At 60.1% G+C, this 13,972-nt stretch carries 17 protein-coding genes; 7 read left to right on the top strand and 10 right to left on the bottom strand.

Features of this window, described 5'->3' with window-relative positions; genetic code table 11:
• Positions 1–7: 7 nt before the first annotated feature.
• Genes Ga0074115_RS06245 through Ga0074115_RS06225 form a run of 5 tightly spaced genes read right to left on the bottom strand, consistent with a single transcriptional unit; the run spans position 8 to position 4,313 of the window.
• Entirely contained in the window at positions 8–1,474 is a 1,467-nt protein-coding gene (locus tag Ga0074115_RS06245; RefSeq protein ID WP_232432933.1) for a hypothetical protein, read from the bottom strand.
• Positions 1,464–2,267, bottom strand: coding sequence for a hypothetical protein (locus tag Ga0074115_RS06240; RefSeq protein WP_057956110.1), 804 nt, complete (start codon positions 2,265–2,267; stop codon positions 1,464–1,466). Before Ga0074115_RS06240 ends, Ga0074115_RS06245 begins: the two co-directional genes overlap by 11 nt.
• Positions 2,233–2,910 carry a hypothetical protein gene (locus Ga0074115_RS06235; protein WP_057956109.1) on the bottom strand — a complete coding sequence of 226 codons (678 nt, stop codon included), beginning with the start codon at positions 2,908–2,910 and terminating at the stop codon, positions 2,233–2,235. Before Ga0074115_RS06235 ends, Ga0074115_RS06240 begins: the two co-directional genes overlap by 35 nt.
• 7 nt (positions 2,911–2,917) lie before the next feature.
• Positions 2,918–3,463 carry a hypothetical protein gene (locus tag Ga0074115_RS06230; RefSeq protein WP_060528327.1) on the bottom strand — a complete coding sequence of 182 codons (546 nt, stop codon included), beginning with the start codon at positions 3,461–3,463 and terminating at the stop codon, positions 2,918–2,920.
• Positions 3,464–3,482: 19 nt separating this feature from the next.
• Positions 3,483–4,313: a hypothetical protein gene (locus tag Ga0074115_RS06225; RefSeq protein ID WP_057956107.1), complete on the bottom strand. Its 831-nt coding sequence runs from the start codon at positions 4,311–4,313 to the stop codon at positions 3,483–3,485.
• Positions 4,314–4,405: 92 nt separating this feature from the next.
• Between Ga0074115_RS06225 and Ga0074115_RS06220 the strand changes: the two genes are divergently transcribed.
• The 3 genes from Ga0074115_RS06220 to Ga0074115_RS06215 all read left to right on the top strand — a co-directional run bounded on the left by Ga0074115_RS06220 (position 4,406) and on the right by Ga0074115_RS06215 (position 8,358).
• The gene (locus tag Ga0074115_RS06220; protein WP_057956106.1) at positions 4,406–6,124 is read left to right on the top strand and encodes a B12-binding domain-containing radical SAM protein; all 1,719 of its coding nucleotides are present in this window, start codon (positions 4,406–4,408) and stop codon (positions 6,122–6,124) included.
• Between the two features lie 222 nt (positions 6,125–6,346).
• Positions 6,347–6,478, top strand: a complete 132-nt coding sequence (locus Ga0074115_RS17060) for a hypothetical protein (RefSeq protein ID WP_267887564.1) — start codon at positions 6,347–6,349, stop codon at positions 6,476–6,478.
• Positions 6,479–7,035: 557 nt separating this feature from the next.
• On the top strand, positions 7,036–8,358 hold the full coding sequence (locus Ga0074115_RS06215) for a dicarboxylate/amino acid:cation symporter (protein ID WP_057956105.1): 1,323 nt from the start codon (positions 7,036–7,038) through the stop codon (positions 8,356–8,358).
• Between the two features lie 26 nt (positions 8,359–8,384).
• Here Ga0074115_RS06215 and Ga0074115_RS06210 read toward each other — a convergent pair whose 3' ends face one another.
• The gene (locus Ga0074115_RS06210) at positions 8,385–8,579 is read right to left on the bottom strand and encodes a hypothetical protein (RefSeq protein ID WP_057956104.1); all 195 of its coding nucleotides are present in this window, start codon (positions 8,577–8,579) and stop codon (positions 8,385–8,387) included.
• 121 nt (positions 8,580–8,700) lie between these two features.
• Between Ga0074115_RS06210 and Ga0074115_RS06205 the strand changes: the two genes are divergently transcribed.
• The 4 genes from Ga0074115_RS06205 to Ga0074115_RS15740 all read left to right on the top strand — a co-directional run bounded on the left by Ga0074115_RS06205 (position 8,701) and on the right by Ga0074115_RS15740 (position 10,539).
• Complete coding sequence (locus Ga0074115_RS06205; RefSeq protein WP_057956103.1) at positions 8,701–9,087, top strand: SEL1-like repeat protein; 387 nt, start codon at positions 8,701–8,703, stop codon at positions 9,085–9,087.
• Positions 9,088–9,119: 32 nt separating this feature from the next.
• Entirely contained in the window at positions 9,120–9,572 is a 453-nt protein-coding gene (locus Ga0074115_RS06200) for a DUF192 domain-containing protein (RefSeq protein WP_057956102.1), read from the top strand.
• Positions 9,573–9,935: 363 nt separating this feature from the next.
• Positions 9,936–10,145, top strand: coding sequence for a cold-shock protein (locus tag Ga0074115_RS15745; RefSeq protein WP_006473869.1), 210 nt, complete (start codon positions 9,936–9,938; stop codon positions 10,143–10,145).
• Between the two features lie 127 nt (positions 10,146–10,272).
• Positions 10,273–10,539 (top strand): RNA recognition motif domain-containing protein, encoded by a 267-nt coding sequence (locus tag Ga0074115_RS15740; RefSeq protein WP_081417686.1) that lies wholly within the window; start codon positions 10,273–10,275, stop codon positions 10,537–10,539.
• Positions 10,540–10,720: 181 nt separating this feature from the next.
• Here the strand turns inward: Ga0074115_RS15740 and Ga0074115_RS06190 are convergent, their stop codons facing one another.
• The 4 genes from Ga0074115_RS06190 to menB are packed head-to-tail and all read right to left on the bottom strand — an operon-like array spanning position 10,721 to position 13,899.
• On the bottom strand, positions 10,721–11,131 hold the full coding sequence (locus Ga0074115_RS06190) for an acyl-CoA thioesterase (protein ID WP_057956101.1): 411 nt from the start codon (positions 11,129–11,131) through the stop codon (positions 10,721–10,723).
• Entirely contained in the window at positions 11,128–12,207 is a 1,080-nt protein-coding gene (gene menC, locus Ga0074115_RS06185) for an o-succinylbenzoate synthase (RefSeq protein WP_057956100.1), read from the bottom strand. Before menC ends, Ga0074115_RS06190 begins: the two co-directional genes overlap by 4 nt.
• Position 12,208: 1 nt before the next feature.
• On the bottom strand, positions 12,209–13,072 hold the full coding sequence (locus Ga0074115_RS06180; protein ID WP_005958975.1) for a 1,4-dihydroxy-2-naphthoate polyprenyltransferase: 864 nt from the start codon (positions 13,070–13,072) through the stop codon (positions 12,209–12,211).
• Positions 13,069–13,899, bottom strand: coding sequence for a 1,4-dihydroxy-2-naphthoyl-CoA synthase (gene menB, locus Ga0074115_RS06175; RefSeq protein WP_057956099.1), 831 nt, complete (start codon positions 13,897–13,899; stop codon positions 13,069–13,071). Before menB ends, Ga0074115_RS06180 begins: the two co-directional genes overlap by 4 nt.
• Between the last annotated feature and the right edge of the window lie 73 nt (positions 13,900–13,972).

The following is a 13,972-nucleotide window of genomic DNA, read 5'->3' as shown; positions in this document are numbered from 1 at the left end:
CCCGCGGTTATCTGTGTACTTGGCGCCAGTGGGCGGTCTGATGGAGCGGCTCGCCGATCTCCAGGGCGCGCCAGCTGATCGTCTGTGGATGCTGATCGACGATCTGTTCCAGCGCTTCCAGCCAGAGCCGTTGTTGCTCTCGGGAGATGACAGGCTGCTCGTCCTGGTCACAGGGATCGGCCAGCTGGGCGAGATGGCGTGACAGGCGAGTGGCCGGCTCCCCCCGTTTGGCGAGCAGCAGGATGTAACGTTCCGGCCGCCGGGCGGAAAACAGCGCCGGTCGGGCGTGTGCAGAGGGCAGCCGCAATCGTCGCCGGGGCTGTTCTGCAGACGGCTGTACACTCAGGGAGAGACAGCTGGAGGGGCTGAGGCGCAGCAGCCTCTGCCCGCCGGTCTGTTTGAAGGCAAACACGAGCTCGTCTGCAGCTGCCTCGATCTCGATGGCAAAACAGCCGGGAATCCTCTCCGTTCGGTGGGCTGCAATCTGCTGCATGCCGGATTGCCAGGGGTTGGGTGAATCGCACAGCTGTTCCGAGGTGGGGCTGAGGATGCGTACAACAGGTTGTTTGACACCGCTCTGCTGCGGCTCACCGACAGTCTGCAACGAATAGATGCTGCTGCCGATATCGAGCGGCGCTGCCTCTGCCTCGAGCGGTTTCAGTGTCACCCAATATTGGCTGAGAGAGGTTGACACCGGTAGTGACTGCGCCTGCATCACCAGATCTGCCTCCTCTTTGTGCCGGGTCAGATGAACCCTGCCCAGGCGGCTGAGGCAGTGGCCCACCAGTTGCAGGCGGCGGTCACTGTCTTGCTGTTGCTCAAGATAGAGTTGTGGACTGGTTAGAGACAGTTGACGGATCTGGCAGGCGAGATCGCTGGCCAGTCGATGTGCCGCCAGATCTGGCTGGTCTGCCCGGAATGGCAGTCTGCGCAGGCCGCGCAGCGCCTCGTCGTGATGCGCCTGCCGGCTCAGCGCCAACTGTGCCGCATCCGCGCTACCCCGCCACTGCAGTCCAACCCCGGAGACCCAGCGATTCTCCTGCAGATCCAGGATCCTGACCGAAACACTTAGTTGCGCGCCAGGCTGTCGCTCCATCTCGATGCCAAGCAGGTAGTGGACCTCCGGGGTCTCGGCGCAGGCCCGCTGCCGTGAGTAGAAACGCCACTTGTCTGTCGCATTGAACGAGAGCAGGTTGATGCTGCGCTGCGGTAGCAGCCCCTGGGTCAGTCGACGCGCGATTGAATGGCTCAGCTGATCCCCCAGGGGGGAGATCTGGCCTGCCCGCAGGCCGCCGATCAGGATCGGCTGCCCCATCAGGCGTGGTTCACGGGTGAGTCTCTGTTGCAGGTGGGGGATCAGTTGCTGCTCGATCCAGCGATCCAGGCTGCTGCTTGTTGCAGGGCGCTGGGGTTGGCTGCCGCAATCGACGAGGATCAGCAGCAACAGCGGGCAGAGAAGGCGCTCAATCTTCATCTGATACGGCTCCTTTGATGTGCACTTTGCCGTGGCGATCGATCACCAGATCGCCCTGGCGATGCTGCTGCATCAGCTGTTTGATTTCGGTTTGGATTGCTGCGGGTAGTACCACCCCCCAGGTCATCTTGTCTGCCCTGCTGGTGGGCAGGGCGTTGATCAGGGCGCTGGGGACGGTTGCAGCGCTCATCTCGTGGATTTGTGATGGCGGCCTCTGCTCGATGTAGCTGAGGGCGGAGGTGGCGCGCCAGGCCATCTCACCGGAGATGGCGAAAAACCCGATGCGGCGTTGGCGAATCAGCTGCAGCAATACCTGATCGGAAGCGAAGCGCAGGGTGAATCCAGGTTGTCTGAGCAGCTTTGTGGGTTGAGTGGTGTCGCTTGGCCTGCGCTGCGCCTGTGCCTCCCGGCTGTTTTTGCGCTGTTCGGTTACGCTGGCCAGTTGGCCGCTTAACGCTTCGATCTGGCGGCGTTGCTGCTGGATGGTCGTTGCGGATTCGCGAGCCGACTGCGTCATTTGTTGCGCCCTCGCAGCGGCCTGCTCGAGCTGTTGGTGCAGTTGTGATAGCTCTGCCCGATGCTGTTCCCGCTGCTGCGTCAGCTGGCTGATCTGCGCGCTCAACGCCTCTCGTTGCGGGTCGTCTTGGGGCAGTGACTGGACTAAGGCAAAGATCGCCAGCAGGCAGAAGCCGAGGATCGCCATGAAGCGCATTACATCGGTCTGCAGGCTGTCGCCGCCGTCACCCTGCAGGAATGGATCAGTGGGCTCGATGTTCGAGTAGCTTGGATACATGGTCGGTTTGGTCCTTATTTCCCATACTCTCCAGCTGCTGCTCGATACGCTGTAGCACCAGCAGTATCGAGTCGTTCTGCTGTGCGTGATGCTGCAGGTAAAAGCGGCGCAGCTCGCCGCCCACAAAGAGGGCCTTGATCAGCCGCATCAGATAGCCGCCTATGCCGCCGAAGATGGTGGTGGATAGGGCCAGCAGGATGCCGCCATCGACCAGCCGCTGCAGGATCACAAACGCCCCCAGCTGGGCGCTGGAGGTCGGATCCCCCAGCGCCTGCAGCAGTGCGCCGCGCATGCCGATAGCGGTCCAGATTACGCCGATGCCGAAGAACAGGCCGGTCCAGACATCCAGCAGGTGCTCCGTCTGAGCGACCTGTTCGGGTGGGTCGCCACGCTGCAGCTTCTGCTTCAAGACAGTGAGATTGACCAGAAACAGCAGCGCGATCAGGCTGAACGGCAGCAGTGCGCTACCGAGGTTCTGATTAAACCAGTCGAGCCACTGCTGCAGCGCCATCAGCTCGCCGCTGTCGATGCTGATCGCTCCGCTCAGACTGGCGAGGTAGAGGCCACTGGCTCCCAGCAGCAGGGTCACACCACCGCCGGCGGCAAAACCCTTCAGAAAGCGACCTGTGGTTGTCTGTTTCATCTTGGCCTCAGTTGCTACGGCAGGCGGTGCAGGTGGCTTCGAGCACCAGCTCGGTCTCCTGCAGCAGCCGGTCGGCACGCTGGTAGCCGCTGTTGTCTCGGCTGATCTTGAGTAATCCCTGCTCCTTGTCGAGCAGCTCCTGCTGCATCTCGCTGATCAGCTGTTGCTGGCGGGTGCAGCTGGTGGAGCAGTTGTTGTAGTCCCCCATCAGGGAGACATATTTGACGTTAAAATAGCGGTTGTAGAGTTCCCGGGCCTGGCGCTTGCTGAGCAGGCTAGTGCGGTGGGCCCACATCATGAAGTCGCTGAACTTCTCCTTGTTGGCGGGTTGTGGGTCGCCCTCGGCGATCTTCATCAACTGACTGAAGTAGGCATTGAAACGGTAGCCGCAGATGTCGCTGAGGTCCTGTTTTGCCTGCTGCATTGCCTGGTTCAGATCGTGTCCTTCGGGTGGATTGCAGACGTTGGTCTTGACCGGCTCGCTGTTACAGCCGCTGATAGCGAAAAGAGTGGCTGCGAATGCGGTGGCGTAGAGGTTGTTTCGGATCTTCATGCTCTCTCTCCTGGTCTGTCTACATAGCCAGCGGGCTGTGGTAGCCGGCGGTCTGGGTGGCGGGAGGTGCGGCGATCGGCTGTTCTGCTGCCGGGTCGCCGAACAGGATCTGTTTCACGCCGTTCACAATCTGCTGCATCTCCGGAGTGATCACGCCAAAGGATTGCGAGAGTTGCCCCATCAGAGTGGCGCGGCTGATCTCTTGGCGGGTGCGGGTGATCAGGTTGGCGGTCTCCTCCATGTCGAGGTAGATGTCGGAGGCGATCACCGCCAGCGAGGTGTCGTTGGAGGCAGAGCCGTTGGCGACCAGCTTGTAATACTGGTTGAAGCGGTCGCTGAGACGCATCCCAGAGCGGCCGCGCAGGCTGGGCCGGGTGCTGTCGGCTATCTGCTGCGACTCACCGAGCAGGGCCTGCTGCAACTCCCAGGGGGTCATGCGTTGTCCCAGTTCGGTGCGCAGACGTTTCGCCAGACTCTTGCGGGTGGTCTCCACTGCACTCTCCATCTCAGGCAGGTTCTGCTCCATGATCTGCAGCATCTCCAGATAGCTGGTACTCAGCTGTTGGCGCAGCTGGTTGCAGCCGGGGTCCTCCTCGGCGCCATCGCATTTGCTCTCGATGATCATCTGCTGCTGCAGATCGAGCCGTTCGATCACCTGTTGCAGGCCGCTCTCCATCTCCTTTGCCACCCTGCCGGTGTGGCGGATATCTTCCAGCACAGTGGTGGGGAAGAGCTTCAGCGTCGGAGCTGTGGCCGACGGGGTGGGGCTGGAAAAGAGTGCCAGCCAGACGGCGGCTGCGGCGATCAGGGGCAGGCCTCTGTGGCTGGCGGGGGTGGTGTGGGTTGGCATGGTTGGTCCCTCCTTTTGAATCTGCAAAAAGAGTTTGGACCTGCTTAACTGAACGGCTGCTGAATACCTTGTGCCGGTGTATAGTGCGCGCGATGATCGATCCTGACCGGTGCCTCAGCGCCGCATCCCACCCGGTAGCCCTGGTTGCACTGCATGCGGGCTACAGCCACTCTTCGCTGGCGATACGCTCGCTGGCCGCCTTCTGCCGGAACGAGCCTTTCCATGCCGGGATCCAGCTGTTCGAGGCGCAGGTCAATGTCAGTCACCAGACGCTGCTTGAGGAGCTGGTGGCCTGGCAGCCGCGGCTGATCGGCTTCTCCTGCTATCTCTGGAATATTGATGCCTGCATCCGTTTGGCGCAGCTGCTCAAACAGCTGCTGCCGGAGTGTCGGATCGTCTTTGGCGGGCCGGAGGCAGGACCGCGGGGCGAGGCGCTGCTCAGGGCTGTGCCGGTCATCGACTTTGTGGTGGATGGTGAGGGTGAGGCGGCATTTCGCGATCTGTTGCGCTGGCAGTTTGCTGGGGTAGGGGAGTTGTCAACCATCTCCGGCCTGATCTGGTGGGATCAGGACCAGATCCACCGTAATCCGATCCGGTTGTTACCGGTGGAACAGATCCCCTCCACCATCTTGCTGGGCAGCTTTGATGCGGGGAAACCGCTGATCTACTGGGAGACCTCCCGCGGTTGCCCTTATAAATGCACCTTCTGCACCAGCGCCACTGACCGTCTGCGTGCCTTCCCCATCGAACGGGTGGAACAGGAACTGGCGGTCCTCTCCCGATTAAAAGGCAAGACCATCAAGCTGCTCGATCGCAGTTTTCATCTCGGCAAACAGCGCACTCTGCGTCTGCTACAACGTTTTGCCGAAGCGGAGGGTGATCTGCGTTTCCATCTGGAGCTCAACCCGGATCGTATCTCTGCGGAGGCGATGGTGATCTTCCGCCACGCTGAGCCGGGCCGTTTTCAGTTTGAGATCGGCCTGCAGACCCTCAATGAACCGGTGCTCAATGCCATCGAACGGCAGATGGAGGTGTCCAAGGCGCTGGATAATATCCGTAAACTGGTGGCGATGAAGCGCCATCCGGTCCACCTCGATCTGATCGTCGGGCTGCCGGGGGAGGATGCGGCACACTGCGCTGACTCACTCAACCGGGTGTTCCGGCTGTTTCCCGAGCATCTGCAGCTCGGCAGCCTGAAGCTGCTGCCCGGAACGCCGCTGCACGATCAGGCACAGATGCTGGGCTATCGTTGGGATCCGCAGCCACCCTACGAGGTGCTGGCCCATCCACTGCTTAGCTTCCAAGCGTTTGCCCGCTTTAAACGTTATGCGGCCCTGCTGGAGCGGCTCTGGAACAGTGGCTATCTGGTTGCGACCCTGATGCGGCTGGTACCGCATCACTTCAACAATGAGCTGGTGCGCTTTTTCGATACGCTGATGGAACAGTTGGGGGAGAGCATTGCACGGGAAAAGATGCAACCTGAGCGACTGTTCGGGCGTCTGGTCGGTTTTCTCGAGCCCTGGCTGGATGGTGATCCGCTGCTGCAGGAACTGCTGCTCTGGGACTATGCTAACTTTACCCTGCCGAACCGCAACACGCCGGCCTGGATCGCTGTCCGGATTGATTGGTCGCAGCCTCTGGTGGTGGATGGGAGCCGTCGCCGGTTGCCTGTGCTACGGCTCTCGGCAGCGGCGGTGTCGATCATTAACCGCCGGCGTCTGGGGCCACTGCAGGCTGGTCGTTATGGGGTCTGGCCGCGTCAGCACAAGCGTGGCAAGCCGGTGACTCTGGTGTCGCTGACAACGGAATAGGAATCCCCGCTGGATGCATGAATTTCCTGAGTTGCCCTCGTCCCGTTAATCTAAATCCTGAACCCTCAAAAATGCCTTAATCCCGCACTGATCCTGCCGCTATCGCGCATCAACAACAGCTAATATGCATCTGAGAGCCACCATGAGAGCTTGACTCTTTCGGGTGCGGATATCAGACCGGTTTGTTGTCGAAACTAGCCTAGTGTTAAAGAGGTGATGCCTATGATTAGAACGCGCAATGATGAGCGGGATATCAGCAGCTACGTGATCACTTCCATGGTGATGTTCGCATTGCTGGGAGTGATCTTGACCGGGAAGCTGCTCTTTTGGGGGGTTCATAATCTACTCAACTGAGTTTGCTGGCCCCCTGAGTTGATCGCTCAAGCTGAGGCTGCAGTCTGCCGGGAAAGCCGGCGGGCTGCAGCTTCTTTCATTTTCGGCCCAGGTGGCCTTTTCCGCATTGCTCCGCCCGCTCTGTTTTCACATTAGTCTGCTCACTGCTGTCTTGTTAAGGAAACACTTATATGGACACCGCCCGTTTGCCAAGTGAAACGTGTTGGCGAAGAGAATCGATTGCAGTCTTACATCCGGCCTGTTGATGGAGTCTGTGCTCCTGGCCTCTATGATATTCACCGACGGGGCCCTATCTGAATAGCGAGGTGCTGGCCTCCAAGAGTTTCCTCAGATTTGACTCGTCGTGGTTCGACCTGTTTCGCCATGGTTTTATTTGCGCAACCGTTGAGTGACCTCTGTGACTTGTTAACTGATTTGAGTAGATGCCTCCATTTCTTGAATCCGGTTCCGCGCAGCTCTGCTAGCCACTTTGTCACCCGCAATAAACTCTTTGTACACATTTCAAACCATCTGTTAACGTTCCGCAGCCCAACAGACAACCGGAACCCCAACACAGTATGAGTCACCAGAAACTCCACGGCCTGACCCGCCGAATCATGATCGCAATGGCCAGCGGCGCCCTGCTGGGCATACTACTCAACCTGCTGTTCGGTGCTGAAGGCCTGCTCAAGGATTATCTGACCGACGGTCTGCTCTATGTGGTCGGTGCGATCTTCGTCGCTTCGTTAAAGATGCTGGTGGTGCCGTTGGTGTTTGTCTCCCTAGTGGGCGGGGTCACCTCGCTTGGCAACCTGTCGGCGCTGGGGCGGATGAGCGTCAAGGCAATCCTGCTCTATCTTTTTACCACCGCGGTGGCGATCAGCATCGCCCTGATTCTGGCGACGGTGGTCGGGCCGGGCCAGGGCTTCGAGGCGGGGGTTGCCGATGTGAGTTTCCAGGGCAAGGAGGCGCCGCCGATCTCCCAGGTCTTCATCAGCATGGTGCCGACCAATCCGGTGGCGGCCCTCTCCGAGGGCAACATGTTGCAGATCATCGTCTTCTCGCTGTTGTTCGGCATTGCCATCACCCTCGCCGGTGAACGCGGTCGGCACGTGCTCAACCTGTTCAACGACCTGGATGCGGTGATCATGCACATGGTGGAGATCATCATGCGTCTCGCTCCTTACGGCGTGTTTGCGCTGATCGCACGCACCTTTGCCACTCAGGGGCTCGATCTGATCGTGCCGCTGCTGGCCTATTTCCTGACCCTGACGGTGGCGCTCGGGCTGCATGCCTTCGTCACCTACCCGCTGTTGCTGAAGCTGCTGGCCGGGCTCAACCCGCTGCGCTTCCTGCACAAGATGCGCGATCCAGCTACCTTTGCTTTCTCCACCGCCAGCTCCGGCGCCACCATCCCGATCACCATGCGTACCGTGGAGGCGAAGATGGGGGTGGATAACTCGGTCGCCTCCTTTACCGTGCCGCTCGGTGCCACCCTCAATATGGACGGCACCGCCATGATGCAGGGGGTGGCGACCGTCTTCATCGCCAACGTCTACGGCGTAGATCTCGGCGTCACCGAGTACCTGATGGTGGTTCTGACTGCGACTCTGGCCTCGATCGGCACCGCCGCGGTGCCCGGTGTCGGGTTGGTGATGCTGACCATGGTGCTCAACCAGGTCGGCCTGCCGGTGGAGGGGATCGCGCTGATCATCGGCGTCGACCGCCTGCTCGACATGATGCGCACCGCCTGCAACGTCACCGGTGACTGCGCTGTCTCCTGTATCATTGCTAAGGGTGAGGGAGCGCTGGATCAGGCATGTTTCGACGATCCGCATGCCGGCTCGGTGGAGACGGCGACCAGCGATCTGGCGGGTGCGGTGGCCCAGGAGAAGACTTAAGCCAGAGGGGTAGAGCCCGCAGGGGGCTAGCGCTCTTTGCTCGGTGCCTCGTCAGCGTGCTCCATCAGATTGAGCCAATAGGGCTCCGCCTCGCAGGAACAGCAATCATGCCAGACCTCAACGCCATCGTGCATGCTCAGACTCTGCCGTGGCTGCTGCGCGGTGGGGCTGGGAAAATTTGGGACTTGGTTGGTCTCAGGGCCGGAAGCTCGGTTGGTCATGGGGAAACTCCTCGATTATTGCGTATATCGGGTTTATAGCAGCTGGAGCGTTGGCGGCTCATCCATCGGACGATTTTGTTGTAACATCCCCGGCATCTTTTGGCTGATCAGGACCCAACGCATGATCTCTTTTCGCACCATTCTCACCAGTTGTTTCCTGTTGTTTTTTTCTTTCGCTCTCCAGGCCGGTTTTGAAGAGGGGGAAGAGGCCAACCGGAAAGGCGACAGAGCAACCGCTTTCAAGGAGTTTCAGGCCGCCTCGCAGGCTGGTGATACCCGTGCCTACAGCAAGCTTGGCAGCATGTATCTCTATGGTCTGGGGACGGAGACGAACTACCCGATGGCCTATGCCTGGTTTGCCCTGGGTATGCAGGCGGGAGACAGATATGCCGAGCGTTTCAGAGATACGGCCGCCGCGGCCATGCCGCTGGAGCAGATCCGCCACGCAGAGGAGTTATTGAGTGAGTATCGGGCCAAACTGGGGTTGCCTGAGCCGGCATCAAAGTGAATCTGTGATCTCGGATTGATTGAACGACTCGAATGCGCCTTGCCGAGCAGACAAAAGTCGGAGTGCTCCCCGCGCTGCTGTTCGCCACCCTTCTATCGGCCTGCGACCACACAGAACGGACAACCATCTATATCGATGATGTCCGTGCTGAGGTGGAGTTGGCGGCGGATTTGGAATCGCGAGCGACTGGCCTGATTGGGCGAGAAAAACTTGCGATGGATCAGGGCCTGCTGATGGTGTTTCCCCATGAGAAGATCGTGAAGATCTGGATGCTGAACATGTCCATGCCCCTCGATGTGGGCTTCTTCGACAGCGAGGGTCGTCTGCTCAATACCCACACCATGCCCCCCGATAGTGGGCTGACAACCTACGCTTCAGCCGGGCCGGCCATCTACGCCCTGGAGATGAACAGAGGTTGGTTTGAAAAACATCGCCTGACAAAAAACGCCAGATTGTATCTGCCAAACCCGATTCAGGCACACTGAGCTGCCGCCACCGGCCAGAAGCGGACGGTTTGCACAGCAAAGACTGTGGTATGCTCCCCATTGCTGCGATGACCAGGGCTCAAGGGCTGGAGCGGGTATTCACGATCAACGTCGAGACCGGCGACGCATGCGGCAGCGTGCTGAAGGTGGCCAATCTCGCGTAATGGACGGGTTTAGTTTGCATTTCAGCCTAAGGCGATATATCTTTTGCGTCTTCATGATCTTAGTCCTACCTATAACGCCTAACATTCGCTGTTTCCTCACAGATACATTCGAATCGAGCTTCATAGTGCCTGCCAAGATTCGTGGTGGTGGTTCGTTCATTGAGACGAACATATTTGCAATTCATTGAGGTATTTACAGATGTCAGAAAGACAAACCGGAACCGTCAAATGGTTCGACAGCGGAAAGGGTTATGGTTTTATCGAACGCGAGGGTGGCAAAGACCTGTTTGTTCATTTTCGCGCGATTGTTGGTGAAGGCCATGTTTCTCTTGAAGATGGCCAAAAGGTCGAGTTTACTGAAGTCGATGGCAAGAAAGGCCCCCAGGCTGATAACGTAGTTCCGCTGTAAGTTTTGTTTCAATCCGCTGTCCCGTTTCTTTATGGGACGGTTTTCCGAACCGTTGTCGCAGCGGATTAGATAGGTGCAGGGATGCACAGACTTATTTGTCGACGAATTACGCAGCAGGTCCAAAGCATTGATTACCCTTTCGGTTCGTGGTCTCCCTAGATCGACCACAGAAGAGAGTCTGACAGCACTCTTTTCGGAATACGGCGTGGTCCGTTCTCTCAAACTGGTAAAAGATCTCTTCTCCGGTGATTGCAAAGGCTTTGCCGTCATCGATATGGAAGGACACGAAGCCCGCGCCGCTATTGCAGCGCTCGACGGCAGTGAATTCAACGGTAGCATGATCCGTGTCGGGCCCGACCGGCCAAGAAGAGGACGTGGCGGCAGACGCCGCTGATCATCTCACTGTCTTGATGCCTTCAGTTCGAGGCTGCTAAATCGGCCAACGATCGCAGCTGCGCACACGGATGGGCGCCGGCGGAGGCGAGCCGTAAAAGACGGAGTGCAATGGAGCGGGCATCGCCGTGATCAGTGTGGCAACTGCTGACTGATCACGGCGATGCCCGCTCCATTAGCCGTTACTCCAGATAGGCGGCTAGGCTCTTTCTCAGCTCCTCAGAAAGTGGCATTGAGCTGCCATTGCTGAGGTCCAGCATGACGTGGGTGGTTCTCACCCGCGCCAGCTTGTCCCCTTGTGAATCAAAAAATTGATAGGCGATGGTGAATGAGCTATCGCCCAGCCGTTCCACCTGTAACCGGATTTTGACTGCATCACCATGGCGCATGGGGCGTAGATAGTCAGCTTCGCTGTGGACCAGGGGCAGACCCTGTTTGGCTTCGATCAGATCATGCAGGCTGAAGCCCATTTCCGCCATGAAGGCCTCATAGGCATCGTGGGCGTGGCGCAGGGTATGGGAAAAAAACACCACCCCGGCGGCGTCGATATCGTGTAATTGGACTCTGAAGTGGTAGTCGAATCTACTGCTCATCGTTGCGGTGACTCCAGGTTGTTCAGGCCCCTTAGGCCAAGTCCGATAGCCTCGTTTAACAGCAGCTGGCCCGCAATGATTTGCGGTGGTTGGGCCAGATCCCGGGCCAGCCAGTCGCTGGTGGCCAGACCGTGGGCCAATGGTTGCTCTGCGCCGCCGATTGCCGCGGCGAGCTGAGCGGCGGCCTGAATTCCCACTGCACTCTCGAGGCAGCTGGTGACCAGCGCCTCCATGCCGGACTCGGCGGCTCGCCGGGCCAGTCTGAGCGATGGCAGCAGCCCGCCCTGAACCATCGGCTTGATGATCAGGCGCCGCACTGGCGGGTGCTGCAACAGCCTCTCCAGCTCGAAGCGGGGCAGGGATTCATCGATCGCTAGAGGGTAGTGGGTCTGTGCCTGAAGTGCTGTCAGGCTGGCGGTCTCTGGAGTGCTTAAAGGCTCCTCGATCGATTCTACCGGCAGCCCTTCGATGCCTTGCAGGAAGGCGCTCGCCTGGGCAAAATCCCAGGCGCCGTTGGCATCCAGCCGCAGCCGGGTGGATGGTGGCAGGCTTGCCGCTAACTGCTCCAGTCGGGCCAGCTCCTGTCTAACGCGATCTAGTCCGAGCTTGAGTTTGAGGATATCGAACCCCTGCGCCAGGGCCCGTTCGCTACGTTCGCCGACTTGCCCATCTAGCGCGCCGATGTTGGCATTCACCGGCACCGATTCCGCCGCCTGGGGATCGAGCCAGTGGCGAAGGCTTACGCCTTCAGCTTGACTGATGAGGTCGAGCAGCGCGCTCTCCAGTGCACATCGGGCGGCAGGGCAGTCGCCCCCTATTGGTAGTGCGGCAAGCCGCTCTCTTGGTGAGTCTCCCGTCAGGGCCGGCACCTGTTGAGAGAGCCAATGCTCGGCCTGTTCCCTGTTTTCTGTGCCCGCAACCGGCAGGGGGGCGCAGTCGCCACAGCCACGCAGCCCTGCCTCTGTCTCCAAGGCGACCAGCCAGCCTTGCTTCTCTTTCAGTGTGCCCCGGCTAGTGCGCCAGGGCCGTTGCAGCGGCAACCGGTAGGGGATCAGGCGCGCATGCTTGATTTGCATCTCAAAGCAGCAGGCCGCCGCTCAACAACAATCCGTAGGCGAGCTGCAGTTGGGCGGTCTGTGCCAGGATTTGATTGAAGGCCGGGCCGGGGGGTTCGCTGATGAAACGATAGAGCAGCCGCAGCGCTAGCGGCAGGGCAATCAACACCAGCCAGCCGCCGGGGCTGATCTGTGGCGCCAGCAGTGGCAGCAGGAAGGGCAGCAGCAGAAGGAGGGCGTAGAGTTGTCGAGCGTGCGCGCGGCCCAGATAGTGCGCCAGGGTCAGCTTGTCGGCCCGTTCATCGGTCTCCAGGTCTCGATAGTTGTTGACCAACAGCACCGCAGCGGCGAGCAGGCCCACCGCCACTGCGGCGGCGAAGGCGTTGAACGACAGACTCATTGTCTGCAGATAGTAGCTGCCGAGTACTGCCGCCAGGCCAAAGAAGAGGAACACAAACAGCTCGCCGGAGGCGCTGTAGGCGATCGGCCTGGGGCCGCCGGTGTAGGCGTAACCTGCCGCCAGCGAGGCGAGCCCCAACAGCACGATCGGCCAGCCGCCGTGCCAAGCGAGATAGAGGCCGATTAGAAACGCCAGACCGAAGGCGAAATAGGCAGCCCGTTTCACCTCGGCGGCGCTGAACCAGCCCTGGGCGGTAGCGCGGGCCGGGCCGATGCGCTCGGCGGTGTCGGCGCCACGCTCGAAGTCGGCGGCATCGTTGTGCAGGTTGGTGCCTATCTGGATCAGCAGCGCGCCGGCTAGGGCCGCCAGGGCGGTCGGCCAGTGGAGCTGCGCCGTCTCCGCCCAGGCGAGGCCGCTGCCCACCAGCACTGGCACCAGCGAGATCCCCAGTGTCTTGGGGCGAATCGCGAGCAGCCAGCGCTTCATGGGCGACGCGGAAATTTGTTGAAGTCCGCCGGACGCTTCTCGACGAAGGCGTCACGCCCCTCCTGGGCCTCTTCGGTGAGGTAGAAGAGGGCGGTGGCGTTGCCCGCCAGCTCCTGAATGCCGGACAAGCCATCGGTATCGGCGTTGAATGACGCCTTCAGCACGCGCAGCGCGGTGGGAGAGAGCTGTAGCATCTCGCGGCACCACTGCACCGTTTCCGCCTCCAGCTCAGCTAGCGGCACCACGGTATTCACCAGCCCCATCTGCAGTGCCTGTTGCGCGTCGTACTGGCGGCAGAGGAACCAGATCTCCTTGGCTTTTTTGAGGCCCACGGTGCGCGCCAGGATGCCGGCGCCTAGGCCGCCGTCGAAGCTGCCGACACGGGGGCCGGTCTGGCCGAAGCGGGCGTTGTCGGCGACGATACTGAGGTCACAGATCAGGTGTAGTACGTGGCCGCCGCCGATAGCGTAGCCCGCCACCATCGCTATCACTGGCTTGGGTAGGGTGCGGATCTGGCGCTGCAGCTCCAGCACGTTGAGCTGCTCCACGCCGTTATGGTCCCGGTAGCCGCCGTCGCCGCGAATCTTTTGATCGCCGCCGGAGCAGAAGGCGAGATCGCCGGCGCCGGTGAGGATGATGACGCCGATCTGCGGGTCGAGATGGGCGCGGCGGAACGCCTGGCTCAGCTCCTCCACAGTCTCTGGCCGAAACGCATTGCGCACTTCAGGGCGGTTGATGGTGATCTTGGCAATGCCCTCGGCCTGGTGGTAGAGGATATCTTTAAATTCGATGTCGGCAGGGCTCTGCCACTGGATAGGCTTGTTCATAATTGGAATCTGTTACCAATTCTAATCCGGTAATTAAACATGACACTGTATAGGTCGGGCTGCGCCCGACATC

Origin of the sequence: endosymbiont of Ridgeia piscesae (assembly GCF_001443665.1) — a bacterium.
Lineage (GTDB): Bacteria > Pseudomonadota > Gammaproteobacteria > Chromatiales > Chromatiaceae > Endoriftia > Endoriftia persephonae.
Note: the sequence above shows the minus strand (reverse complement) of the source record. Positions and strands in the feature narration are given on the sequence as shown.